Annotated in this window: 21 protein-coding genes; 7 read left to right on the top strand and 14 right to left on the bottom strand. The window is 63.3% G+C overall.

From position 1 onward, the window contains the following. Window positions 1-3 precede the first annotated feature (3 nt). The gene (locus AC07VH_RS03145) at window positions 4-2,067 is read right to left on the bottom strand and encodes a methyl-accepting chemotaxis protein (RefSeq protein ID WP_494786746.1); all 2,064 of its coding nucleotides are present in this window, start codon (window positions 2,065-2,067) and stop codon (window positions 4-6) included. A 554-nt stretch (window positions 2,068-2,621) separates the two neighbouring features. On the opposite strand from AC07VH_RS03145, the gene AC07VH_RS03140 reads away from it, so the two are divergent. Continuing rightward, window positions 2,622-4,709, top strand: a complete 2,088-nt coding sequence (locus AC07VH_RS03140) for a 3-hydroxyacyl-CoA dehydrogenase NAD-binding domain-containing protein (protein ID WP_494786744.1) — start codon at window positions 2,622-2,624, stop codon at window positions 4,707-4,709. A 146-nt stretch (window positions 4,710-4,855) separates the two neighbouring features. On the opposite strand, the gene AC07VH_RS03135 is transcribed toward AC07VH_RS03140, so the two are convergent. From AC07VH_RS03135 to AC07VH_RS03125, 3 genes are all read right to left on the bottom strand, one after another. Then, the gene (locus AC07VH_RS03135; protein ID WP_494786743.1) at window positions 4,856-5,704 is read right to left on the bottom strand and encodes an alpha/beta fold hydrolase; all 849 of its coding nucleotides are present in this window, start codon (window positions 5,702-5,704) and stop codon (window positions 4,856-4,858) included. Window positions 5,705-5,812: 108 nt separating this feature from the next. After that, entirely contained in the window at window positions 5,813-6,211 is a 399-nt protein-coding gene (locus AC07VH_RS03130) for a VOC family protein (RefSeq protein ID WP_494786742.1), read from the bottom strand. A gap of 101 nt (window positions 6,212-6,312) precedes the next feature. Next, the gene (locus AC07VH_RS03125; protein WP_494786741.1) at window positions 6,313-6,552 is read right to left on the bottom strand and encodes a DUF2798 domain-containing protein; all 240 of its coding nucleotides are present in this window, start codon (window positions 6,550-6,552) and stop codon (window positions 6,313-6,315) included. Window positions 6,553-6,662: 110 nt separating this feature from the next. On the opposite strand from AC07VH_RS03125, the gene AC07VH_RS03120 reads away from it, so the two are divergent. Together AC07VH_RS03120 and AC07VH_RS03115 are read left to right on the top strand one after the other, a co-directional pair. After that, the gene (locus AC07VH_RS03120; RefSeq protein ID WP_489627220.1) at window positions 6,663-7,616 is read left to right on the top strand and encodes a LysR family transcriptional regulator; all 954 of its coding nucleotides are present in this window, start codon (window positions 6,663-6,665) and stop codon (window positions 7,614-7,616) included. Between the two features lie 115 nt (window positions 7,617-7,731). Further along, entirely contained in the window at window positions 7,732-7,935 is a 204-nt protein-coding gene (locus AC07VH_RS03115; RefSeq protein ID WP_475414353.1) for a hypothetical protein, read from the top strand. A gap of 109 nt (window positions 7,936-8,044) precedes the next feature. On the opposite strand, the gene AC07VH_RS03110 is transcribed toward AC07VH_RS03115, so the two are convergent. After that, the gene (locus AC07VH_RS03110; RefSeq protein WP_489627221.1) at window positions 8,045-9,745 is read right to left on the bottom strand and encodes an MFS transporter; all 1,701 of its coding nucleotides are present in this window, start codon (window positions 9,743-9,745) and stop codon (window positions 8,045-8,047) included. Window positions 9,746-9,977: 232 nt separating this feature from the next. Between AC07VH_RS03110 and AC07VH_RS03105 the strand changes: the two genes are divergently transcribed. The 4 genes from AC07VH_RS03105 to AC07VH_RS03090 all read left to right on the top strand — a co-directional run bounded on the left by AC07VH_RS03105 (window position 9,978) and on the right by AC07VH_RS03090 (window position 13,151). Then, window positions 9,978-11,156 (top strand): acetyl-CoA C-acyltransferase, encoded by a 1,179-nt coding sequence (locus AC07VH_RS03105; protein ID WP_494786740.1) that lies wholly within the window; start codon window positions 9,978-9,980, stop codon window positions 11,154-11,156. A gap of 126 nt (window positions 11,157-11,282) precedes the next feature. Continuing rightward, window positions 11,283-11,585 (top strand): Dabb family protein, encoded by a 303-nt coding sequence (locus tag AC07VH_RS03100; RefSeq protein ID WP_475414356.1) that lies wholly within the window; start codon window positions 11,283-11,285, stop codon window positions 11,583-11,585. Between the two features lie 84 nt (window positions 11,586-11,669). Further along, entirely contained in the window at window positions 11,670-12,665 is a 996-nt protein-coding gene (locus AC07VH_RS03095) for an NADP-dependent oxidoreductase (RefSeq protein ID WP_494786739.1), read from the top strand. Between the two features lie 60 nt (window positions 12,666-12,725). Further along, a complete protein-coding gene (locus tag AC07VH_RS03090; protein WP_475414358.1) occupies window positions 12,726-13,151 on the top strand; it encodes a GNAT family N-acetyltransferase in 426 nt (141 codons plus the stop codon). A gap of 119 nt (window positions 13,152-13,270) precedes the next feature. Here AC07VH_RS03090 and AC07VH_RS03085 read toward each other — a convergent pair whose 3' ends face one another. The 9 genes from AC07VH_RS03085 to ygfZ all read right to left on the bottom strand — a co-directional run bounded on the left by AC07VH_RS03085 (window position 13,271) and on the right by ygfZ (window position 22,913). After that, on the bottom strand, window positions 13,271-14,281 hold the full coding sequence (locus AC07VH_RS03085; protein WP_494786738.1) for an ABC transporter permease subunit: 1,011 nt from the start codon (window positions 14,279-14,281) through the stop codon (window positions 13,271-13,273). A 173-nt stretch (window positions 14,282-14,454) separates the two neighbouring features. Then, the gene (locus AC07VH_RS03080; RefSeq protein ID WP_475414360.1) at window positions 14,455-15,954 is read right to left on the bottom strand and encodes a sugar ABC transporter ATP-binding protein; all 1,500 of its coding nucleotides are present in this window, start codon (window positions 15,952-15,954) and stop codon (window positions 14,455-14,457) included. A 75-nt stretch (window positions 15,955-16,029) separates the two neighbouring features. After that, window positions 16,030-16,965: an ABC transporter substrate-binding protein gene (locus tag AC07VH_RS03075; protein WP_121669532.1), complete on the bottom strand. Its 936-nt coding sequence runs from the start codon at window positions 16,963-16,965 to the stop codon at window positions 16,030-16,032. A gap of 66 nt (window positions 16,966-17,031) precedes the next feature. Continuing rightward, window positions 17,032-17,982, bottom strand: a complete 951-nt coding sequence (tal, locus tag AC07VH_RS03070) for a transaldolase (protein WP_489627224.1) — start codon at window positions 17,980-17,982, stop codon at window positions 17,032-17,034. 2 nt (window positions 17,983-17,984) lie between these two features. Continuing rightward, on the bottom strand, window positions 17,985-19,469 hold the full coding sequence (gene xylB / locus AC07VH_RS03065) for a xylulokinase (protein WP_494787109.1): 1,485 nt from the start codon (window positions 19,467-19,469) through the stop codon (window positions 17,985-17,987). A gap of 31 nt (window positions 19,470-19,500) precedes the next feature. Continuing rightward, complete coding sequence (locus tag AC07VH_RS03060; RefSeq protein ID WP_494786737.1) at window positions 19,501-20,502, bottom strand: LacI family DNA-binding transcriptional regulator; 1,002 nt, start codon at window positions 20,500-20,502, stop codon at window positions 19,501-19,503. 266 nt (window positions 20,503-20,768) lie between these two features. Continuing rightward, window positions 20,769-21,506 carry an NRDE family protein gene (locus tag AC07VH_RS03055; RefSeq protein WP_493046236.1) on the bottom strand — a complete coding sequence of 246 codons (738 nt, stop codon included), beginning with the start codon at window positions 21,504-21,506 and terminating at the stop codon, window positions 20,769-20,771. Next, a complete protein-coding gene (locus AC07VH_RS03050; RefSeq protein WP_475414364.1) occupies window positions 21,497-21,787 on the bottom strand; it encodes a DUF4936 family protein in 291 nt (96 codons plus the stop codon). Before AC07VH_RS03050 ends, AC07VH_RS03055 begins: the two co-directional genes overlap by 10 nt. Window positions 21,788-21,794: 7 nt before the next feature. After that, window positions 21,795-22,913 carry a CAF17-like 4Fe-4S cluster assembly/insertion protein YgfZ gene (ygfZ, locus tag AC07VH_RS03045; RefSeq protein WP_494786736.1) on the bottom strand — a complete coding sequence of 373 codons (1,119 nt, stop codon included), beginning with the start codon at window positions 22,911-22,913 and terminating at the stop codon, window positions 21,795-21,797. Window positions 22,914-22,952 lie beyond the last annotated feature (39 nt).

Raw genomic sequence — 22,952 nt, 5'->3', positions numbered from 1 at the left:
GGCCTACACCACGAAGCCGGAGACAGTCTGGTTCAGGCTGCCCGCGCGCTCGTTCAAGCCATCCGTCGAACGGGCGATGCTGTCGCAGTTGGCGGCCGACTTTTCCGTTTCCTCGGCGATGTACTGGATCGCCGTCGACACTTCGCGCGCCGTCAGCAGCTGCTCGTTGGCCGCCTTCGAGATATCGGAAATGGCCAGCGTGGTCTTGGCCACGCCCGAGACGATCTTGTCGAAGGCATCGCTGGCCTGGCGCGAAATCTCGCTGCCCGTCGAGACGCGCTTGACGGACTCGTTGATCAGCTTGGAGATTTCCTTGGTGGCTTGCGAGGAGCGCTCGGCCAGCTTGCGCACCTCGTCGGCGACGACGGAAAAGCCCAGGCCGTGCTCACCCGCGCGCGCCGCCTCGATGGCCGCGTTGAAGGCCAGCATGTTCGTCTGGTTGGCGATCTCGCTGATGACCTTGACAATTTCGCCGATGTCTTCCGACGAGCGGTTGATCAGGTCCATCGCCTCGATCGACTTGGCGACGGCGCGCGCGCCCGCTTCCGCTTCCTGCTGCGTGGCTTTCGCCAGGGAATCGGCATTCGAGGTGTTTTCCGCGATGGAATTGATGGAGAACGTCAAACCGTCGATGGACGCGTTCATTTCTTCCACCGTGGCGCCCAGCGCCTGCGTGCCCACGGCCACGCCCGTGGCCCGTTCGGCGATCGCGTGCGAGGCGTCGGCAAAGCCGTTCGCGGCCGACACCACGTTGCCGATCACGCCGCGCAAGTCGACGATCATCTTGCTGATGCCGCCGGCCAGCAGGTCGATCGGCTCGTCGCCTTCGGGCACGATATTGCAGGTCAGGTCGCCTTGCGCCGCGCGCGCCACCGAGCCGAGCAGGGCGTCGACCTTGCGGCTGTCGCTGGCGGCCTTGGCCTGGATGCTGTTTTCCAGGTTCACCTGGTCCGTGATGTCGATGGCGAACTTGACCACTTTATATGGCTTGCCGTTCAGGTCCAGGATGGGATTGTAGGTCGCCTGTATCCAGACCACCTTGCCATGGTTGCCCAGGCGCTTGTAGCGGCCCGCGTCGAATTCGCCCCGGTTGAGCTTTTGCCAGAATTTCTTGTACTCGGCGCTGCTGGCATACTCGGGTTCGCAGAACATGCGGTGGTGCTCGCCCTGGATATCGCTCAAGTCGTAGTCCATGACGGCGAGGAAATTGTCGTTAGCGTCCAGTACATTGCCCTGCATGTCGAATTCGATCACGGCCTGCGCCTTGCCGATGGCGCTGACCTTGCCTTCGTATTCGGCATTGCGCTTTTTCAGGGCCGTCACGTCGCTGGCGAACTTGACCACCTTGAAGGGCCGGCCTTCCGCGTCGAAAATGGGGTTGTACGAGGCATTGAGCCAGATTTCGCGGCCGTCCTTGGTAACGCGCTTGTATTCGCCCGAGTCGAACTGGCCTTGTCCCAGCTTCTGCCAGAACTGCGCGTATTCCTCGCTCTTGGCGTACTCGGGCAGGCAAAACATGCGGTGGTGCTTGCCCTTGATCTCATCGAGCGTATAGCCGACGGACTTGAGGAAATTGTCGTTGGCGTCGAGGATGGTGCCGTCGAGCCGGAACTCGATTACGGCCTGGGCCTTGCTGATGGCGTCGATCTTGCCTTCGTAATCGGCGTTGCGGCGCTTGCTGGCCGTGATGTCGGTGGCAAACTTGATGACTTTATACGGCTTGCCGTCCGCGTCGAGGATGGGGTTGTAGGACGCGTTGATCCACACTTCGCGCCCATCCTTGGCGCGGCGCTTGTATTCGCCATGGTCGAACTCGCCGCGTCCCAGCTTGGCCCAGAAGTCGGCGTATTCGGCCGTTTTCACATACTCGGGGTCGCAGAAGATGGCATGGTGCTTGCCTTGCACTTCGGCCAGGGTATAGCCGACGACGCGCAGGAAATTGTCATTCGCATGCAGGATGGTGCCGTCGAGTTCGAATTCGATGACGGCCTGGACACGGTTCAATGCAGTATTTATCGCTTGTAAGTCCAGATCCTGGGAGTGGCTGACATGGCTGGCTGCGTCCATAGTATTTCCTTCGGGGTGAGAAGAGGAATGGGGGCGATAGGCTGCTGTTATTATTTTTTCTGCTATTTATATCGGACAGGGATGTTATTGCAGCGGCCGGCCTTTGGTGATAATCGGTGAGAATGTGCGCGACGAACGGCCGCCAGTGTTTACCCTGCGGTTTGCCTTATAGTCGATAAATTGTAGAGTATTGATTTGAATCAATAATTTTATTATTCCCCAGCGTCCGGCGAAAAACAAGGGGCGGGAATAAATAATGTAAAAATTGTCGCAATTGGCCCATGCCGGTATATAAAAAACGCCTTCTTTCGCAGAATAAAACGCCGTTATTAATATTGCTGTTTTATTATTTAAATGAATATCCAAGTGATAGCTTCTACCGCAGCCTGCTGCTTGCAGCAGAATCTTTCCGCAAACGATGTTGTACCATGGCGTACCATGCTGGCGGCCGCGCGCGCGCGACAAAAATAATACGAGCGTTCTTTTATGCGGTATAGTGAAGCTTCATCCCTTGCAACCACCTCATCGCTGAGCAAAATCAATAAGGAAGAGACATGAGTGCTGAATATCAAGTGAACGGCGCCGTTGCCGTCATTACCCTCGCCAATCCGCCCGTCAATGGCCTGGGCCTGGCGACGCGCACGGCCGCCGTGGCCGGCATCCGCCAGGCGCTGGCGGATGAGGCCGTCAAAGCCATCGTCATCACGGGCGCCGGCAAGGCATTCTCCGGTGGCGCCGATATCAAGGAATTCAATTCGCCCAAGGCGCTCACGGAACCGACCCTGCACACCTTGATCAACGTCGTCGAACAGTCGACCAAGCCCGTCGTGGCGGCCATCCACAGCGTCTGCATGGGTGGCGGCCTGGAGCTGGCGCTGGGCTGCAACTACCGTGTGGCCGCGCCCGGCGCGCAGATGGCCCTGCCTGAAGTCAAGCTGGGCATCTTGCCGGGCGCGGGCGGCACGCAGCGCCTGCCCAGGGTGCTGGGCCTGGAAATGGCCCTCAACATGATCGTCTCGGGCACGCCCGTCGCGTCCGAAAAACTGGCTGGCACGGCCCTGTTCGATGAAGTCATCGCTCCCGGCGCCGACTTGCTGGCCGCCGCCGTGGCCTTCGCGACGAAGATAGCCGACGTGCGCCCGCTGCCGAAAGTGCGCGAGCGCAAGGTCGATTACCCGAACCATGAAGCGTTCCTGCAGTTTTCGCGCAATACCGTCAAAGCCATGTCCGGCCCGTTTCCCGCGCCGCTGAAATGCGTCGACGCCGTGGCGGCGGCCGTGACGATGAAATTTGACGACGGCTTGAAGTACGAGCGCGAACTGTTCATGCAGCTGGTGCAGTCGCCGGAATCGAAAGCCCTGCGCCACGCCTTCTTTGCCGAGAGGATCGCCAGCAAGGTGCCCGACGTGCCGTCCGACACGCCCGTGCGCGCGATCGCCAAGGCGGCCATCGTGGGCGCCGGCACCATGGGCGGCGGCATCGCCATGAATTTCGCCAACGCGGGCATCCCCGTGCTGCTGCTGGAAACGAAGCAGGAAGCGCTGGACAAGGGCCTGGCCACGATCCGCAAGAATTATGAAAATACGGTGAAGAAGGGCAAGCTGACGCAAGAGAAGGCCGAGCAGCGCATCGCGCTCGTTTCCGGCACGTTGGCGTATGCCGACATCGCGCAGGCGGACATCGTCATCGAAGCCGTCTTCGAAGAGCTGGGCGTGAAGGAAACCGTGTTCAAACAGCTCGACGCCGTCATGAAGCTGGGCGCCATCCTCGCCTCGAACACGTCCACTTTGGACCTGGACAAGATCGCCGCGTTCACGCAGCGTCCGCAAGACGTGATCGGCACGCATTTCTTCAGCCCCGCGAACGTCATGAAACTGCTGGAAATCGTTCGCGGCAAGGAAACGGGCAAGGACGTGCTGGCCACGGCGCTGGCGCTGTCGAAAAAGCTGAAGAAGACGGGCGTCGTCTCGGGCGTGTGCGACGGTTTCATCGGCAACCGCATGATCGAGCAGTACAGCCGGCAAGCCGGTTTCCTGCTGGAGGAAGGCTGCTTGCCGGAGCAGGTCGACAAGGCCGTCGAGAAGTTCGGTTTTGCCATGGGGCCGTTCCGCATGGGCGACCTGGCCGGCAACGACATCGGCTGGGCCATCCGCAAGCGCCGCTACGTGGAAAAGCCGGACGTCACGTATTCGAAGACGGCCGACCTGCTGTGCGAATTGGGGCGCTACGGCCAGAAGACGGGCGCCGGCTGGTATGACTACAAGGCGGGCGACCGCAAGGCGTATCCGTCGGAACAGGTCAACGCGATGATCGTTCAGCATTGCGCCGACATCGGCGTGGCGCGGCGCAAGATCAGCGATCAGGAAATCGTCGAACGCCTCGTGTATGCGCTGGTCAACGAAGGTGCGCGCATCCTGGAAGAGGGCATCGCCCTGCGCGCCTCGGATATCGACATGGTGTATCTGACGGGCTACGGCTTCCCGCTGTTCCGCGGCGGCCCCATGTTCTACGCGGACACGGTGGGCTTGCCGAACGTGCTCGATACCATCAATGGCTACGCGAAAGGCCGCCACGGCGAAGCGTGGACGCCGGCGCCCCTGCTGGTGAAACTGGCGGGCGAGGGCAAGGGTTTCAATAGCTAAGCCGACGCCAACAATATTGTCGGATTACGCGCGGCTTTGCCACGCTAATCCGACCTGCGCCTCTACGAGGGCTGAAGAGCCGGGTAGGTCGGATTAGCGGCGCACGCCGCGTAATCCGACACCACCACGGACGCCAGCAAGCATGTTTACTTCTTCTTCGCCACCATCTTGACCGCCTCGTTGACGATGACGGGGTTGTCTTTCTGGATGTAGTAGCCGGCGCCCGTGATGCGCTCGATGGCCGGCGCGCCGGACAGGCGCTGCCAATCCTTTTCCTGGGCCCGCACGACGTTCTCGAACGAGCCCATTTCCTCGATGCCGAACTTGTCGCGCACCAGCAGCATGGCGGGCACGCGCAGCGGGCTGTTCATGTCGACGTGCTGCAGGCATTGCGTCTGGGCATCGAATTCGGCCGATTCCGTACTGTTGAACATGAGTTTGCGCCGCGTCTTCACGAGCATGGCGTAGGTGGACGCGTCCGTCTGCAGGCGGTTCCACTGCTGCGGGTGCGTGGGGTCGAGCAGGACCAGGCCGGCCACGTCCTGCGGGTACAGCCTGGCATACACATACTGGTACAGTCCGCCCAAGCCGTGGCCGACCAGCACATACGGCGGCTTCAGGCCCGCTTGCGCCAGCAGGGCGCGCTGCTGGGCGGCGATGGTGCAGGGATCGCGCGGCGTGCTGGACTTCTGGCTGTCGCCGTAGCCGGGACGGTCGTAGACGAGCACGCGGTGCTGCCGGGCCACTTCGGGCACCACCTTGGCCCATACATCCTTGCCGTCGCCCATGGCCGACTGGAACACGACGGGCAATCCGCCCTGGCCGCTCAGGGTATACGCGATGCTGGCGTCGGGCAGGGCGGCCGTGGCGGGCACGCCTGGCGTGGCCGGGGTCGATGGCAACAGGGAGCAGCCGGAAAAACAGCCTGCCAGCAGCAGGCCGGCGCTGGAGAGGAGCATGGTGCGCGCGGGGCGGCCGACGAATAGATGATGCATGAATCTCCTTCTTGATGCGGGGACCGGGGACCAGTATGGCGTGCCAGCCATTATAGGCAAAACCATATAGAAGTGGAAATGCCGAACAGAAGCGGATTTCCCCGCCTGTCAGCCGGCGTCGGCCTGGTGGCAGACGGCTTCGATGCGGTTGCCGTCCGGATCGAACAGAAAGGCCGCGTAATAGCTGGCGTGGTAGTGGCGCAGGCCGGGCGCGCCCAGGTCGATGCCGCCATGCGCCAGTCCGGCCTGCCAGAACGCTTCCACGGCCGCGCGCGAGGGGGCCTTGAAGCAGCAGTGGCGGCGCGGCGCGTCGTCGGGGTGGGGGCCCAGGCGCACGGAAAAATAGCTGCGTTCGGGGTGCTCCGCATCGCTGCGTTCGCCATAGCCTATCCAGGCGTTGGCATGGTCGCTGCCCACCTTGGGCACGTCCAGCGCGGCGAAGATGGCGTCGTAGAAGCGCTCGGCGCGTTCCAGGTCGCTGACGGTGAGGGAGACGTGATCGAGCATGGGCACTCCGCTGTAAAAACAAGGACGGCCATAGCATAGCCCGGATCAGGGCGGCCGTGGGCGGGAGTGACCGAGTGACACCGGCGGCGGCCGACTGCCGGTTAAGGGCGGCTGGCGAGGCGCGCCACGATGCCGCGGCTCATCAGCTGCACGCGGGGCGCGAACAGCATCACGGCGCAGAAGGCCACGGGCCAGGCGGCCAGGAAGGCATGGCGCCAGCGGGGCAGGAAGTCCGCCTGCAGGCCGATATTGAGCCAGGTGACCCAGGCGCTCATCAGCAGGGTCATGAGCAGCGACATCAGGAAGGCAAATACGCAGCGCAAACGCAGGGCATCGGACATGGGGCACTTTCAAAATGGTGAAGATATGCAGCGTAACGACTTGCAGCAATCTATACTAGAGCCATATTTTTAATTTCAAATTCCGAAAATGCAATCATGCTCGACGAATCATGCTCGATGACCTAGCCCTGTTTGTCGCCATCGTGGAGGCGGGCAGCCTGCATGCGGCCGCCGTCAAGGAAGACTTGCCCGCCGCCACCGTCACGCGCCGGCTGCAAAAGCTGGAAAGCCAGCTCGGCTACCGTTTGCTGAACCGCAGCGCGCGCCGCTTGCAGCCGACGGCGGAAGGCTGGCAATACTACGAGCAGTGCCGTCCCCTGGTCCACGCCTTGCGGCAGGCGACGCAGCAGCTCGACGCCAGCCTGTCGGCCGTCTCGGGCAGCATCCGCGTGCTGGCGCCCGTCAACTTCGCCAGCGGCTTGCTGACGCCCGCCTGGGTCAGTTTCATGCAGAAATACCCGGACATCCGCCTGGAGCTGGAACTGTCGAACCTGCTGCAAGACCTGGTGGGCAGCGGCGCCGACCTGGCCATCCGCGTGGGCGCGCTCGACGATTCTTCGCTGATGCAGCGCCGTCTGGGCAGCGCCGCGCTGGTGATGGTGGCCGCGCCCGGCTACCTGGCGCGCGCCGGCGTGCCGCGCGACTTGCAGGAACTGGAAAAGCACGAGCTGATCGTGGCCGAACCGCTGCGCAGCTGGCGCTTGCGGCGGCCCGGCGACGGCGCCGAAATGCTGATCGAACCGCAGGCGCGCCTGCGCGTCAATGAAATGCGCCTGGCCGTGGAAATGGCCGACGCGGGCATCGGCATCCTGCTGTGCCCGCTTTTGCAGTGCCGCGACGAGGTGGCGCGCGGTTCGCTGGTGCGCGTGCTGCCCGACTGGATGCCGCAGCCGCGCCACGTCTATGCCGTGTGGACGCAGCGGCGCTACCTGCCGGCCCGCGTGCGCGTGCTGCTCGAGCACCTGGCGGCGTTTGCGGCGGGCAATCCGCTGTTGAATGAGGGTGCCGGTGCCGATGAGGTGGCTGCACTGGCGCGCGGCGCGCCGGGAATCCTTTCTATTTAGTAATACCGAGCGCTTGTACTTTTCGCCAGGATCGCGTTAAGATAAAGCTGCACGCTTATCCGGCGGGCAATCTGGTGTTTTTTCGCGCAATCCGTCCCTATCCATGAGAGTAGCAATGAAATATCTGATCGTTCCCTTCTTGCTGGCGATGACCGGCTGCGAAGTACTGTATGACGCGAACCGGGACAAGATCGGCGAGTACTGCAATAGCCTGAACAATTTCGACGACCGCAATGCCTGCCGCAAGCGCAACCAGACCAGCTACCAGGAATACGTGCAGCAGCGCGACCAGGTAAAAAAGGGCAAGAGCGACAAATAAGCCTGCCGCCGCCTGCGCCGCATACGCTGCTTAAAAAACAAACGCCGCTGACCAGTCAGCGGCGTTTTGCTTTGCGGGCCCCGGCCTTGCGGCCAGGGCTTGCAACGGATCAATCGTCGGCGTAGATATTGTTGTCCTTGGTTTCCTTGACGAACAGGGTGCCGATCACGACAGTCGCCAGAGCGACGACGATCGGATACCACAGGCCGTAATAAATGTCGCCCTTGAAGGCTACCAGCGCGAAGGCCGTGGTCGGCAGCAAGCCGCCGAACCAGCCGTTACCGATGTGGTAGGGCAGGGACATCGAGGTGTAACGGATACGCGTCGGGAACATTTCCACCAGCATGGCGGCGATCGGACCATACACCATGGTGACGTACAGCACCAGGATGAACAGCAGCAAGACGACCATCGGCTTGTTGATCTGGTCCGGATCGGCTTTTGCAGGGTAGCCCGCTTCCTTGATGCCGGCGCCGATTTCCTTCTTCAGCGCTGCTTCATGGGCCTTGCTTTCCGCATCGAAGTTCAGGCCGTCGGCCGTCATGACGGCGTTAAACGACGTGAATTCCTTCGTGCCGATGCGTACCTTGGCGATTGAGCCGGCCGGTGCGTCTTCCTTCGTGTAGTTCACCGAGCTGTTCGACAGGAAGCCCGTGGCGATGTCGCACGACGATGGGAACTTCTTCGTGCCCGTCATGTTGAACTGGAAGTGGCAGGACGCGGGATCGGCGACCACCACCACTGGCGAGTTCTTCAGTGCAGCTTCCAGCTGCGGATTGGCGAAGTGGGTCAGGCCGTTGAAGATCGGGAAGTAGGTGGCCGCGGCGATCAGGCAGCCGCCGAGGATGATGTACTTGCGGCCGATGCGGTCGGACAGGCTGCCGAAGAACAGGAAGAACGGCGTAGCCAGCAGCAGGGCGATGGCGACGAGCACGTTGGCCGTGGCCAGGTCCACTTTCAGGGTCTGGATCATGAAGAACAGGGCATAGAACTGGCCCGTGTACCAGACGACGGCCTGGCCGGCGGTCAGGCCGATCAGGGCCAGGATGACGATCTTCAGGTTTTTCCACTTGCCGAACGCTTCCGTCAGCGGGGCTTTCGAAGTCTTGCCCTCGGCCTTCATCTTGGCAAACGCCGGCGACTCATTCATGGCCAGGCGGATCCACACGGAAATACCCAGCAGGATCACGGAGACCAGGAAGGGAATGCGCCAGCCCCAGGCCTCGAAATCCTTCTCGCCGGTCGCCAGGCGGGTGCCCAGGATGACCATCAGCGACAGGAAGAAGCCCAAGGTTGCCGTCGTTTGTATCCACGCCGTGAACGCGCCGCGCTTGCCTTCAGGGGCGTGCTCTGCCACGTAGGTGGCTGCGCCGCCGTATTCGCCGCCCAGCGCCAGGCCTTGCAGGATGCGCAGGATGACGAGGATGATCGGTGCGGCGATGCCGATGGACGCATGGCCCGGCAGCAAGCCGACGATGAAGGTGGAGCCGCCCATGATCAGAATCGTGATCAGGAAGGTGTACTTGCGGCCGATCATGTCGCCCAGGCGGCCGAAGACAAGCGCGCCGAACGGACGCACGATGAAGCCGGCGGCAAAGGCCAGCAGCGCGAAAATGAAGGTGGTGGTGGGGTCGCCGATGAAGAATTGCTTGGCGATGATGGATGCTAGCGAACCGTACAGGTAAAAATCGTACCATTCAAAAACGGTGCCCAAGGAGGACGCAAAGATGACCTTGCGTTCCTCGGGCGTGATCGGCGTACCCTTGGTGGAAATTTTCCGTACGTCGGCCGGGCCGGATGATGATGCCATGGTTTGTCTCCCTATGTTTTATAGTGAACTGGTGCCGAGGTCTTTTTGACCATTCTTGCAACAGCTTGGGGCGAGTGTGTTCTCCGAACCTTACGTCATGCTTGCTTGAAACTTACGCCAAGCTTACAAATTGCCGGCCATCCGAACTTTGCGAACGACCGTACTTAAATGTGCTATTCTGCTTACAAGCTACCATCATTGACCACATAACATTCCCACAAGGAGACACAGCATGAATGAAGCCGTCATCGTATCGACCGCCCGCACGGGCCTGGCCAAGTCCTGGAAGGGCGCGTTCAACATGACGCATGGCGCCACCCTGGGCGGCCATGTGCTGGCGGCCGCCGTCGAGCGCGCGCGCATCGAGGCGGAGGAAGTGGAAGACGTGCTGGTCGGCTGCGCCTTCCCCGAAGGCGCCACGGGCGGCAATATCGCGCGCCAGGTGGCCTTGCGCGGCGGCTGCCCCGTCACCACGGCGGGCATGACCGTCAACCGCTTCTGTTCCTCGGGCTTGCAGGCCATCGCCCTGGCGGCGCAGCGCATCATCGCTGGCGAAGGCGATATCTATGCGGCGGGCGGGGTGGAGTCGATTTCCTGCGTGCAAAATGAAATGAATACGCATATGTACCGCGAGGTCTGGCTGCAGCAGCACAAGCCGGAAGTGTACTGGCCCATGCTGCAGACGGCGGAAACCGTGGCCAAGCGCTACCAGATTTCGCGCGAGCGCCAGGACGCCTATGGCGCGCAAAGCCAGCAGCGCGCAGCAAGCGCCCTGGCTGCCGGCCTGTTCGACGCGGAAATCGTGCCGATGACTACCATCATGGGCGTGGCCGACAAGGCCAGCGGCATGCTGGTGTCGCGCGAAGTGACGATTGCCGCCGACGAAGGCATCCGCGCGGACACGACCTACGACGGCGTGGCGAAGATTCGCCCGGCCATTCCGGGCGGCGTCATCAGCGCCGGCAACGCCAGCCAGTTCTCCGACGGCGCGGCTATGGCCATCGTCATGAACGCGAAGGTGGCCGAAGCGAAAGGCTTGCAGCCGCTGGGCATCTTCCGCGGCTTTGCCGTGGCCGGCTGCGAACCTGATGAAATGGGCATCGGCCCCGTGTTTGCCATTCCGAAACTGCTGAAAAAGGCGGGCTTGACGGTGGCCGACATCGGCCTGTGGGAACTCAATGAAGCGTTTGCCGTGCAAGTGCTGTATTGCGCCGACACCCTGGGCATCCCCATGGACCGCCTGAACGTGAACGGTGGCGCGATTGCCGTCGGCCACCCATACGGCGTGTCGGGCGCGCGCCTGACGGGCCACGCCTTGATCGAAGGCAAGCGCCGCGGCGTCAAATATGTGGTGGTAACCATGTGCATCGGCGGCGGCCAGGGCGCGGCCGGTCTGTTCGAAGTGCTGTGATGTAGATACAACCCAGTCCTCGGGCGGCTTCCAGGGCCGCCCGTTTTCTTTTGCAGCTCACTTTCTGCAAGGCACGCCGATAGCGGTTACAGTAATGCTTCATTAATAAACAACCAGCCTGCCACCATGATCAAGCACATCGTTTTCTGGAAACTCAAAGACCACGCCGAAGGCGCCGACCGCGCCACGAATGCCCTGAAACTGAAAGCCCTGCTCGATTCCTGTTCGGATCTGGTGCCCGGCATCGTGACATTCGAGGCCGCCGTGGCCCAGCCGGGCCTGGAAGCCACCTACGACATCGTGCTGTACAGCGAGTTTGCCAGCCGCGCAGCGCTCGATGCCTACCAGAACCATCCCGAGCACGTGAAGATCAAGCCGTTTTTTGGGGCGGTGCGGGAAGCCAGACAATGTATGGACTACGAAGTGTAAATCCGGGGTCAGACCCGCCGGGTCTGACCCCAGCTCTTGCGTTACGGGCTAAATTCTGAATTCACCCCACAAACAGGAACCCATATGACCAGCTACCAACGCATCGTCCTCGCCTCGCGCCCCACGGGAGAAGTGCAGCCGGATAACTTCCGCCTGGAAATCAAGGAAATTCCCGCCATCACGGATGGCCAGTTGCTGGTGCGCAACCAGTACTTGTCGCTCGATCCCTACATGCGCGGGCGCATGAGCACGAATAAAAGCTATGCGGCGCCGCAGGCGCTCGATGAAACCATGATAGGCGGCACGGTGGGCGTGGTGCTGGAATCGAGGCATCCGAAGTTCGCCGCAGGCGACATGGTGGTGGGGACCCTGGGCTGGACGGAAGTGGCCGTATCGGACGGCACCATGCTGCGCAAGGTCGATACGACGCACATCCCCGCGTCCGCCTACCTGGGCGCCGTCGGCATGCCGGGCATGACGGCCTGGTATGGCTTGAACGAAATCATGGCGCCGAAAGCGGGCGAAACGGTGGTCGTGTCGGCCGCCAGCGGCGCCGTCGGCAGCGTCGTGGGCCAGCTGGCGAAACTCAAGGGTTGCAGGGTCGTCGGCATCGCAGGCGGGGCGGAGAAATGCGCGTATGTCGTCGATGAGCTGGGTTTCGATGCCTGCGTCGACTACAAGGCGGGCAATCTGGCGGCCGACCTGGCGGCGGCCACGCTGGACGGCATCGACGCCATCTTTGAAAACGTGGGCGGCGCCGTGTTCGACGCGGCCCTGGCCCGCACCAACGCGTTTGGCCGCGTGGCCGTGTGCGGCTGGATCGCCGGTTACAACGGCGAGCCGACGCCGCTCGACAATGCGCGCTTCATCCTCACCAACCGCCTGACCGTGCGCGGTTTCATCGTCTCGGAGCAGCCGGAATTCTGGCCGCAAGGCCTGGCGGAACTGGGTACCCTGGTGGCGACGGGCAAGCTGAAATTTCGCGAATCCGTGGCCGAGGGCCTGGCCAGCGCGCCGGAAGCCTTCATCGGCCTGTTGAAAGGCCGTAACTTCGGCAAGCAGCTGGTCAAGCTCGGCTGATCTCTGTCTGGAAAGGCGGGCCGTGCGACAATAACGGCCTGTCTCTTTCTTCATTACACCATGACCAAGCACACCATCCGCCTCGGCGACTGGGCCACCCTCGGCCCCCATGCCACCGCCATCCGTTTTGAAGTCTTCGTCGATGAACAGAAAGTGCCGGCCGAGATCGAACTCGACGACATGGACGCCGTCTGCCTGCACGCCGTCGCCTATGACGACGCGGGCAACGCCGTCGGCACGGGCCGGCTATTGCCCGATGGCCACATCGGCCGCATGGCCGTGCGCCAGGCGGGCCGCGGCACGGGCGTGGGCGGCGCCATTTTGACCTTGCTGATGGACAAGGCGCGCGAACGCGGCGACCTAGCGGTGGTGCTGAACGCGCAAACCGTGGCCGCGCCATTCTATGCGCGCCACGGTTTCGTGCAGCAGGGGGAGGTATTTGAAGAGGCGGGGATTGCGCATGTGGAGATGCGGCTGGCGTTTTGAACGGTGCTCAGGTGTTGTCTGATTACGGCCCTTCGGTCCTGATCCGACCTACGCCGGCCTGTGGCGGCTATGATAGGTCGGGTTAGCGCAAAGCGCGTAACCCGACACCACCAGCACCATCAGTTCTGCGCGTGCGACTGACGCCATTTGTCCAGGATCACGGCCAGCACGATCACGACACCCTTGGCCACGTACTGCCAGAACGACGACAATCCCAGGATCGTCAAGCCATTGTTCATCACGCCGATGATCAGGGCGCCGATGACGGTGCCCCACACGGAACCGACGCCGCCCATCAGGCTCGTGCCGCCGAGCACGACGGCCGCGATGGCGTCCAGTTCATAACCGGTACCCCAGTTGCCGTTGGCCGCGTACAGGCGGCTGGCCGACATGGCGCCGCCCAGGCCCGCGAACAGGCCGCTGATGGTGTAGACAAACATCAGCACGAGACCGACCTTGATGCCCGTCAAACGTGCCGCCTGGATATTGCCGCCGACGGCGTAGATATGCAGGCCCAGGGTGGTCTTGCGCAAAATAAACCAGGTCAGCAAGACGACGGCGGCGGCCAGCCAGATCAGCCAGGGCACGGCCAGGAAGCTGCCGTTGCCCATCCATTCGAAGCTCGGGATTTCCGTGTTCAGCACGCTGGTGCCGTCGGCCAGCAAATAGGCCGCGCCGCGCAGGGCCGTCATGGTGCCCAGGGTCACGACGAACGGATTGAGGCCGACGAGGGCGACGAGCACGCCGTTCAGCGCACCCAGCAGCAGGCCGACGATGAGGAAGGTGGGGATCGAAAAGCCGGCGAACTGGGCCGACAAGGACATCAGCATGCCTGCCACGGCCGAGACGGCCAGCACGGAGCCGACGGACAGGTCGATGCCGCTGGTCAGAATGACGAAGGTCATGCCGGACGCCAGCACGATATTGATCGACACCTGGCGGAAGATGTTCATGGTGTTGTTGCTGGTCATGAAGGTCGACGTGCCGTCGGCCGAGAAATACACGGTCAGGCCGTACATGGCCAGGTACAGCACGACCAGCACGGGCAGCATGCCCAGGCGGCGCATCAGGTTCGAGGCATTGAAGGGTTCGCCGGCGCGCGCCGCGCCGCGGGTGGTACTCGTTGTCATGGTCTATCTCCTGAATGATTATTTAAGGCGTATTCTTAAAACGCCTAACAAAACCGTAGCGAGCGGAAGTGGGTTGTGGTTGAGACGCGGAACTGTGCGAAGCACGGGGACGCCGAGTCAGTGAGCATCGGAAACCGCGACCCGCGACGCGCAGTAGGTTTTGATAGGTGTTTTTATGCCGCTTCCAGCTGGGTGGCGTAAGCGAGGATGTTTTCCTGCGTGATGTCGTCGCCCGTCACTTCGCCCGTCAGGCGTCCTTCGCACATCACCATCACGCGGTCGCAGATGCCGACCAGCTCGGCCAGTTCGCTGGAAATGCACAGCACGGCCGTGCCCGCGTCCGCCAGCTGGTGGATGATCTTGTAGATTTCGCTCTTCGCGCCCACGTCCACGCCCCGCGTCGGTTCGTCGAGGATGAGGACCTTGGGCGCGATGGCCAGCCAGCGCGCCAGCAAGACTTTCTGCTGGTTGCCGCCGGACAACCCCCCCACGATGCCTTCCGGGCCCGAGACCTTGACGTTCAGGTTGGCAATCGCCTCGCGCGTGAGCTGGGTCAGGGCGCCACGGTTGACCACGCCCGCCGTCGCATGCTTGGACAGGATATTCATCGACATGTTTTCCATGGCCGATAATTGCATGAACAAGCCCAGGCTCTTGCGGTCTTCCGGCAAATAGCCGATGCCATGGCGGATGGCCGCCAGCGGCCGCTGGATGTGCACTTCCTGGCCGTCGAGCCACACTTGCCCCGATTGCTTCCTGTCGGCGCCAAAGATCAGGCGCGCCAGTTCCGTGCGGCCCGCGCCGACGAGGCCGGCAAGTCCCGTCACTTCGCCCGCATGCAGGGCGAACGAGGCGGGCTTGACCTTGCCGCCGCCCACGTTTTCCACGCGCAGGCGCTCGGCGCCCCGCGTGCTGCGGCGCTGGTGCGAATAGAAGTCGTCGGCGGGGCGGCCCACCATCATTTGTACGACTTTCTTTTGATCCAGCTCATCCTTGCCCAGCTCGCCGACATAGGCGCCGTCGCGCAGCACCGTGATGCGGCGCGCCAGGCGTTCCACCTCGGCCATGCGGTGGCTGATGTAGAGCACGGCCAGGCCCTTGTCGCGCTGCTCTTCGATGATGCGGAACAATTGTTCGGTTTCCCGGTCGGACAGGGCGGCAGTGGGCTCGTCCATGATCAGGATGCGGCTTTCGTGCACGAGGGCGCGGGCGATTTCCACCTGCTGCTGCTCGGCGATCGACAGGCTCGATACCATGGTGTCCGCGTCGAAACGGGAACCGAGGTCGGCCAGGATGGCGTTCGTGCGCGCGCGCATTTCGCCGCCCTTGACGGTCCAGAACGGTCCTTGCGGTTCGCTGCCCATGAAGACGTTCTGCGCCACCGTCATGTTCTTGGCCACGCTCAGTTCTTGGTAGATCAGATTGATGCCCAGCGCGCGGGCCTCGCCCGGGTTGCGGATGCGAATTGGCTTGCCGTCGAGAATGATTTCACCGGCGTCCGGCGTGTACACGCCCGACAGGATCTTCATCAGGGTGCTCTTGCCGGCGCCGTTTTCGCCCATCACGGCATGGATTTCGCCGCTGCGCACCGTCAGGTGCACGCCGCGCAGCGCGCGCGTGGCGCCGAAGCGCTTCTCGATGCCGCGCATTTCAAAAATAATATCGTCGCTCATGGGAATATCCTTGCTGGTGAAACTGGCGCCGCCCGCGAACTGGCCGGCGGCGCCACGTGGTTCAGGTCAGGCAGATCAGTTCTTTACCCAGCCGGTGTAGGTGGCGACGTTTTCCTTGGTGATGGCCGGGGTCGGCAACAGCACCATGGTCTGTTTCGGCGTGCGGCCGTTCATGATGTCGTAGCCCATCTGCACGGCATCGGTGGCCATGCGGTACGGGTTTTGCGCCGAGGTGGCGGCAAACAGGCCGGCCTTGTTTTTCAGGGCGTTTTGGCCATCGGGCGCGCCATCGACGGCCGTGATCAGTTTCACGTCCGTGCGCTTCGATTGCTTGATCGCCAGTTCGGCGCCGATGCCGGTCGGATCGTTGATGGCGAACACGCCGTCGATCTTCGGATGGGCCGTCAGCAGGTTCGACATCACGGTCATGCCGCCGTCGCGGCTGCCGCCCGCGTTCTGGTTGTCGGACAGGATCTTGATATCCTTGAAGGCGGCCAGGGTCTTCTTGCAGCCATTCACGCGGTCGATCACGGAGGTGACGGGCGGCCCGTTGAGGATCACCACATTGCCCTTGCCGCCGATCTGCTTGGCCAGGTAGGCGCACGAGACGTCGCCGGCCATGGTGTTGTCGGACATCACGGTGGCCGAAGCGCCGACGGCGCCTACGTCGACGGCGATCACGACCACGCCCGCATTGCGCGCTTTCTTGATGGCCGGGGCGATGCCCTTCGAGTCGACGGCGTTCAGGATGATGATGTCGGTCTTGTTGGCGATAAAGTTCTCGATCTGGTCCACCTGGGTGTTCAGGTCATACTTGCTGGAAACAGTCGTGACTTTCACGCCGGGCCCGCCCAGCTTTTTCGCGCTTTCTTCCGCGCCGCGGCCAATCGCCACGAAGAACGGGTTGGCCAGGTCGCCCACGCTCACGCCGATGGATTTCAGCGGTTTGTCGGCGGCGAAGGCGCCGCAGGCGGCGGACAGCAGCAGGGTGGCAGTAATGACTTTTTTCATGAGGATCTCCTAGGGTTTTTATTGTAAAAACAAACGGTGCTACGGGTAAAAAAACTGGGTGCAAACTTACTGGCTGCGCAATTTCTCGATCATGGCATCCAGCTTGCCCGCATCGACGGCAAAGCCGCGGATGCCTTCGGCCAGCTTCTCGGTGGCCATCGCATCGTCGTTCAGGGCGTAGCGGAAGGCGGCTTCGTCATACGTGACGGCCGGCTGCGCCGCGCCCAGGTCGCCGCCCAGCGCGCGCTCGAACGGGGCGTCAAGCGCTTCCAGTTTCGCCAGCAGATCCGGGCTGATGGTCAGCAAGTCGCAGCCGGACAGGGCCGTGATCTGCCCCACATTGCGGAAGCTGGCGCCCATCACTTGCGTGGCGATGCCATGTTGCTTGTAGTAATTAAAGATGCGCGTGACCGATTGCACGCCCGGATCGTTGGACAGGCTGCGCGCCGCTTCGTCCCATGCCGCGCCCAGCGATTTTTTATGCCAGTCGTAGATGCGGCCCACGAACGGCGAAATCAGGCGCACCTTCGCGTCGGCGCAGGCGACGGCCTGGCAAAACGCGAACAGCAGGGTCAGGTTGCAAAAGATGCCGTCTTTTTCCAGCTCGCGCGCGGCCTGGATGCCTTCCCAGGTGGCGGCGACCTTGATCAGCACGCGCTCGCGGCCAATGCCGGCTTGCTCGTACAGCGCGATCAGGCGGCGTCCGCGGGCCACGGTGGCGTCGCGGTCAAAGCTCAAACGGGCATCGACTTCCGTCGACACGCGTCCCGGCACCACTTTCAGGATTTCCAGACCAAAACGCACCAGCACCTGGTCGACGATATCGTCCAGCGACGCGGTTTTGTGCGCGGCAACCGTGCTTTCCAGCAAGGGCGCGTAATCGGGCTGCAGCACGGCCTTCAAGATCAGCGACGGGTTGGTGGTGGCGTCTTGCGGCGCGAAACGGGCCAGTTGCAAAAAGTCGCCCGTGTCGGCGACGACGGTGCTGGTTTGCTTCAATTGTTGCAGCTGATTCATTGCTATTCCTTATCACTGAGTTGGTGCAGGGCTTGCACGGCGGGAAACAGGCTACGGTAGCGGCCGTAGCGGATGCTCAAGGCTGCGCTGTGCGCGGCATCGGGCAGGAAAGTATTTTTGATAGGCAAGCCCTGCGTCAGCAGGCTGGCGTCGCCGATGGCGGCAAAGCCCAGCTTGGCCGCACCGAGGCTGGCCGACAGCTCGCTGTTGTGCAAGGTGCGCATTTCGCGTCCCAGCACATTGGCCAGCAGCTGCGCCCAGTACTGGCTGCGCGCGCCGCCGCCCACCAGCATGCAGTGCGGCACGACGGCACCCGTCGAGGTGACGGCTGCCATGGCGTCGCGCAAGGCAAACGCCACGCCTTCGAGCACGGCGTAGCCGAGCTGCGCCGGGGTGCTGTCGTGGCCCAGCTGCAGGAAGGCGCCGCGCACTTGCGGGTCGTTGTGCGGCGTGCGCTCGCCCGACAGGTAGGGCAGGAACAGGGGGGCGGATGGCGCGATGGGCGCATCGAGTGGCAGGGCGCTTTCCACCAGGGCCAGCAGGGCTGCCTCGTCGGGCTGGCCCAGCACGCCAGTGGCCCAGCGCAGGCAGCTGGCGCCCGACAGGATCGCGCCCATCGCATACCAGCGGCCGGGCAGGGCGTGGCAAAAGCTGTGCACGCCGCCGGCAGGGTTGCCCAGGGGCGCTTCGGTCACACTGATGATGGCGGCGCTGGTGCCCAGCGAAATGAAACTGTCGCCGCCGTTGACGGCACCGATGCCCACGGCCGAGACGGGATTATCTCCGCCGCCGCCCGCCACCACCACGTCCATGGGCAAGCCCAGCTTGTCGGTGATGGCGGCCGGCACGGTGCCCGTGGCCGCGTCGCCTTCGGCCAGCGCCGGCATCTGTTCCGCACGCAAACCGCAGGCGGCCAGCATGGGGGCGTACCAGGCGCGAGCGGCCTCGTCCAGCCACAGGGTGCCGGCCGCGTCGGACATGTCCGTCAGCTTGACCCCCGTCAAGCGCAGGCGCAGATAGTCTTTCGGCGACAGCAGGCAGGCGATGGCGGCAAAGGCGGCCGGCTCATGTTTTTGCAGCCACAGCAGTTTCGGCGCCGTCAGGCCCGCCATGGGCAGGCTGCCCGTCACGTCCGCGTAGGCGGGATAGTCGCGCGCCAGGCTGGCTGCTTCGGCTTCGGCGCGCGCATCGTTCCACAGGATGGCGGGGCGGATCACGTTATCGTGACTATCGAGCAGCACGGCGCCATGCATCTGGCCGGACAGGCCGATGCAGGCGATCTGCGCATAGTCCTGCGGCCAGCCGGCGCGCAGCTGCGCCAGTGCGTTGACGCAGGCGGCCCACCAGTCCTGCGGCGACTGTTCGGACCAGCCCGGCTGCGGGCGGCTGGTATCGATGCGCACGGAGGCCTGGCCGCGCACGGCGCCGGTGCCGTCCATCAGCACGGTTTTCAGTTCGGAGGTACCGAGGTCGATACCGAGGGAAATCGCTGGATGCATGTTGATTTATGGTGAAAGGTCAGGGGCAGCCGCAGGAATTGCGCACGCGCAAGGTCGGCGACAAACGCTGCACGTGCTGGGCGCGGCCCGGGTTGGCGATACGGTCGATCAGCAGGTCGACGGCCATGGCGCCCAGCTCTTCGAGCGGCTGCGCCATCACGGTCAGGCGGGGGCTGAAATAATCGGCCCAGTCGAAATCATCGAAGCCGGCCAGCGCCACGTCTTGCGGCACCGCAATGTGGGCGTCGCGCAAGGCGTGCATGGTGCCGATGGTCATCAGGTTATTCCCGGCCACGATGGCCGTCGGACGCTGCGGCAGCGCAAGCAGTTCCCGCGTGGCCGCGCCGCTGCGCTCCAGGTTGGAGTCGCCCGAGCGCAGCAGGTCCGGGTCGAAGGCGATATCGGCGCGCTGCAGGGCCAGGCGGTAGCCTTCGATACGCTCGTGCGTCGTCGACAGGCCGGGCGCGCCGCTGATGAAGCCGATGCGGCGGTGGCAGTGGGCCGCGATCAGATGGCTGACCAGTTCTGCCGTCGCCTCGATGTTTTCCACGCCCACCTGGTCGAACGGCTGCGGCGACATGCGGTCGACCAGCACGGAAGCGATCTTGTTGCTGGTCAAGTAGTCGAGCGTGCGGTTGTGCGCGTCGCCCGAGGGCGCCAGCACGATGCCGTCGACCCGGCGCTGGTGCAGGTTCTGCACCACCTTGAGTTCCTGTTCGGGATCGTCATGCGTATCGGAAAACAGCATCATCAAGCCGTGGCGCGTGCAGGCCGCCTCGATGGCGCGCACGGTTTCGCTGAAATAATGATTGGTGAAGGCGGAAATGGCCACGCCGATGGTGCCCGACGAGGAACCGGCCAGTGCGCGCGCCAGCATGTTCGGCACATAGCCGATCTGCTGCATGGCCGCGTTGACGGCGGCGACGGTTTTCGGACTGACCTTGCGGGTGCCGTTGAGTACGTGCGAAACGGTCGACAGCGATACGTCCGCCGCCCGCGCTACATCTTCCATGGTGGCCATGGTGTCTCCTGATGGTTTTATTCTTATTGTGTGCTGCGATAGTGTGCGGCTGTGTCGCCGCGATTGAAGCTATCGTAAACAAAAGAAAGCGCTTGCGCAAGCGCTTTCTTTTTTGTGCGGATGGGTCGTGGGTGGGTTTTCGATGAGGATAGGGGAAGCTTGCGTAGGTCGGATTAGCGCGCCGGAGGCGCGCGTAATCCGACAGCGGGGACGGCGGTGATGCCGGTGTGGTGGTGTCGGCTTACGCGCTTGCGCGCTAACCCGACCTACTGGATCACCAGCTCATGCAGTTCGCCGGGCGAGTCCGGGAACAGTTTCACCACGGTGGACGTGCGCGTGCCGTAGCCCGGCGTTTCGATGCAGACGGCGGACAGCACGCGCTCGAGGTCGAGCGGCACGCCCGTGTCGGGCAGGCGGAAGTCCGGGGCGCGCGTGGTGTCGGCCAGCATGTCGAAGTAGGCTTCGTCGGGCGCGCCCTGGCACAGCAGGCTGGCGAACTGGGCCTTGGTCTTCAGGACCTTCGGCCACGGCGCGTCCAGCAGGGCGTTCGACAGGCCGTAGATGCCCGGTTCCAGGGGCTGGCCATTGCGCGCATCGCCATCGCCCCGGTTGGAAAACCAGATCAGGGTAGTGGCGTCGCCCAGCACCAGGTTAAAACCGTTGTAGGCTTTGCAGCCGGGGCGGATCTGCGCGATATAGTCCTGCGGCGACATGCTGCCCGCCAGGTAGTCGGCCACCAGGGCGCCGCGCGAGGGAGCGTCCGGATTGCGGTCTTGCGGGCTGCGGATGTTCGTGATGGCGGCAAAGCGCGAGCTGCCGCTGCCGGCCTGGGTGATGCCCATCCAGCTGCCGCCCGCCTGCAGGTCGCGGCCTGCATACACTTGCGGGTGTTCCGGCCAGGCCCCGGCGGGGGCGCTGGCGCGTTCATAGAATTCGTCGCGGTTGGCGGCGGCAATCAGCGGGATGTGCGGATTGACTTTCCAGGCAAAAACGATCAGGCACATGGGGGCAAATCCATGAACACTTCCGTATGGCGCGCGCCTGCCGTCAGGGACAGCAAGCCCGCCTCGTCGGCGGCCGCGGCCAGTTGTTCGGCAAAACCTTCGCCGACGACGGGGTAGATTTCCATCCACGTCTGCAAGCCATCCTTGGCCTCGGGGCGGCGCTTGAGTTGCGGCGCCACGCCGGACGCGGCCGCCAGTTTCGCCTGCAAGGCGCGCACCCGGGCTTCCAGCGCCTGGGCGTGCTCTTCCTTGACCTGATAATAAATGTACAAATCTTTCATGGCATTCTCACAAGTCGAGTGCGTCGAGCACGTAAGGCATGGGCAGGAAATGCACGGCCGCACCCTGGGCCGAGCCGTAGCGCACGGCGCCGGCGGCGCTTGAACCTTCTTCGATTGCCCCCAGCTTCATTTCGACGAGGGCGTCGATGCCGCCCACGCCGTTCGGCGCCGCGTTGACGACCATGCCGCAAGGCTGCTCGGGGTCGCTGACGGCAAACAGTTCGCCGCCGGCCACGACGCTTGCGTCAGCGATGCTGACGAGGGTGGTACGGCGCTTGAGCTTGCCCAGGTACTGGCTGCGCGCGACGATTTCCTGGCCCGGGTAGCAGCCTTTCTTGAAATTGACGCCGCCCAGCAGCTCGAAGTTGACCATCTGCGGCACGAATTGCTCTTGCGTGGCGGCCGTGATCTGCGGGATGCCCGCGTGGATGTCGGACAATTGCCAGGCGTCATTGCCGCCCTTGGCCAGTTTTTCAGTCAGTTGCGGCCACACGTCGCGCGCCGTGGCGGCCGACGTCAGCCATTCATAGCGGGCGCTGCCAAAGGCATCGGCCACGCGCAGCAGGGTGCCCAGCGCGTGCTCGACCTTGCTGAACGGCGTGGCGGGCAGGGCGGGGAAGCAGGCGGACAGGGCCGCACCGGCCCTTAGTCCACCGAGGCCCAGGACGACTTGATTGGCTTCATCAACGGATGCATCGTGCAGCTTGGCCTTGGCGCGCAGCACGAACATCTGCAAGCGCTTCTGGATGGCCGGCTGTATGGCGCGCGGCAATTGCAGATAAATGGTGGTGGCGTTGCGCCACATCAGGAAACTGGCCAGCAGGCGGCCTTTCGGCGTGCAGTAGCCGGCCAGGCGTACTTGCTCCTGGTTCAGATGTTCCACGTCATTGGTCAACTGGCCGTGCAGGAAACTGGCCGCATCGTCGCCGTTCAAGCCGATCAAGCCCTGGTCCGTGATGGCCGCGACAAAACCTTCTTGCAGCTGGGGCACGGTCAGGGATGAGCCGAAATCGGCGATGGGGGAGACGCCGGTGGCAAGTGCGGTGCCGTCAGGCGCGCCATCGGTGGCGGCGGGGCGGGCGCCTTGGGCAGTTAAAAATTGATTCCAGTTATTCATAATTTCCATTAGATCAGCGATTAAGCATTATCATTACGGGTTCATTAT

It is taken from the genome of Janthinobacterium sp. GW821-FHT03C10, from assembly GCF_059420865.1.
The sequence above is the reverse complement of the archived record's forward strand: the minus strand, read 5'-3'. Positions and strand labels throughout refer to the sequence as shown.

Coding starts and splice junctions, on each gene's coding strand:
- AC07VH_RS03055 (WP_493046236.1), bottom strand. CDS start 21,506: ATGTGCCTGATCGTTTTTGCCTGGAAAGTCAATCCGCACATCCCGCTG.
- AC07VH_RS03100 (WP_475414356.1), top strand. CDS start 11,283: ATGATCAAGCACATCGTTTTCTGGAAACTCAAAGACCACGCCGAAGGC.
- AC07VH_RS03115 (WP_475414353.1), top strand. CDS start 7,732: ATGAAATATCTGATCGTTCCCTTCTTGCTGGCGATGACCGGCTGCGAA.
- AC07VH_RS03130 (WP_494786742.1), bottom strand. CDS start 6,211: ATGCTCGATCACGTCTCCCTCACCGTCAGCGACCTGGAACGCGCCGAG.
- AC07VH_RS03110 (WP_489627221.1), bottom strand. CDS start 9,745: ATGGCATCATCATCCGGCCCGGCCGACGTACGGAAAATTTCCACCAAG.
- AC07VH_RS03075 (WP_121669532.1), bottom strand. CDS start 16,965: ATGAAAAAAGTCATTACTGCCACCCTGCTGCTGTCCGCCGCCTGCGGC.
- AC07VH_RS03125 (WP_494786741.1), bottom strand. CDS start 6,552: ATGTCCGATGCCCTGCGTTTGCGCTGCGTATTTGCCTTCCTGATGTCG.
- tal (WP_489627224.1), bottom strand. CDS start 17,982: ATGAATCAGCTGCAACAATTGAAGCAAACCAGCACCGTCGTCGCCGAC.
- AC07VH_RS03140 (WP_494786744.1), top strand. CDS start 2,622: ATGAGTGCTGAATATCAAGTGAACGGCGCCGTTGCCGTCATTACCCTC.
- AC07VH_RS03080 (WP_475414360.1), bottom strand. CDS start 15,954: ATGAGCGACGATATTATTTTTGAAATGCGCGGCATCGAGAAGCGCTTC.
- AC07VH_RS03120 (WP_489627220.1), top strand. CDS start 6,663: ATGCTCGATGACCTAGCCCTGTTTGTCGCCATCGTGGAGGCGGGCAGC.
- AC07VH_RS03095 (WP_494786739.1), top strand. CDS start 11,670: ATGACCAGCTACCAACGCATCGTCCTCGCCTCGCGCCCCACGGGAGAA.
- ygfZ (WP_494786736.1), bottom strand. CDS start 22,913: ATGGAAATTATGAATAACTGGAATCAATTTTTAACTGCCCAAGGCGCC.
- AC07VH_RS03135 (WP_494786743.1), bottom strand. CDS start 5,704: ATGCATCATCTATTCGTCGGCCGCCCCGCGCGCACCATGCTCCTCTCC.
- AC07VH_RS03085 (WP_494786738.1), bottom strand. CDS start 14,281: ATGACAACGAGTACCACCCGCGGCGCGGCGCGCGCCGGCGAACCCTTC.
- AC07VH_RS03090 (WP_475414358.1), top strand. CDS start 12,726: ATGACCAAGCACACCATCCGCCTCGGCGACTGGGCCACCCTCGGCCCC.
- AC07VH_RS03060 (WP_494786737.1), bottom strand. CDS start 20,502: ATGGCCACCATGGAAGATGTAGCGCGGGCGGCGGACGTATCGCTGTCG.
- AC07VH_RS03050 (WP_475414364.1), bottom strand. CDS start 21,787: ATGAAAGATTTGTACATTTATTATCAGGTCAAGGAAGAGCACGCCCAG.
- AC07VH_RS03105 (WP_494786740.1), top strand. CDS start 9,978: ATGAATGAAGCCGTCATCGTATCGACCGCCCGCACGGGCCTGGCCAAG.
- AC07VH_RS03145 (WP_494786746.1), bottom strand. CDS start 2,067: ATGGACGCAGCCAGCCATGTCAGCCACTCCCAGGATCTGGACTTACAA.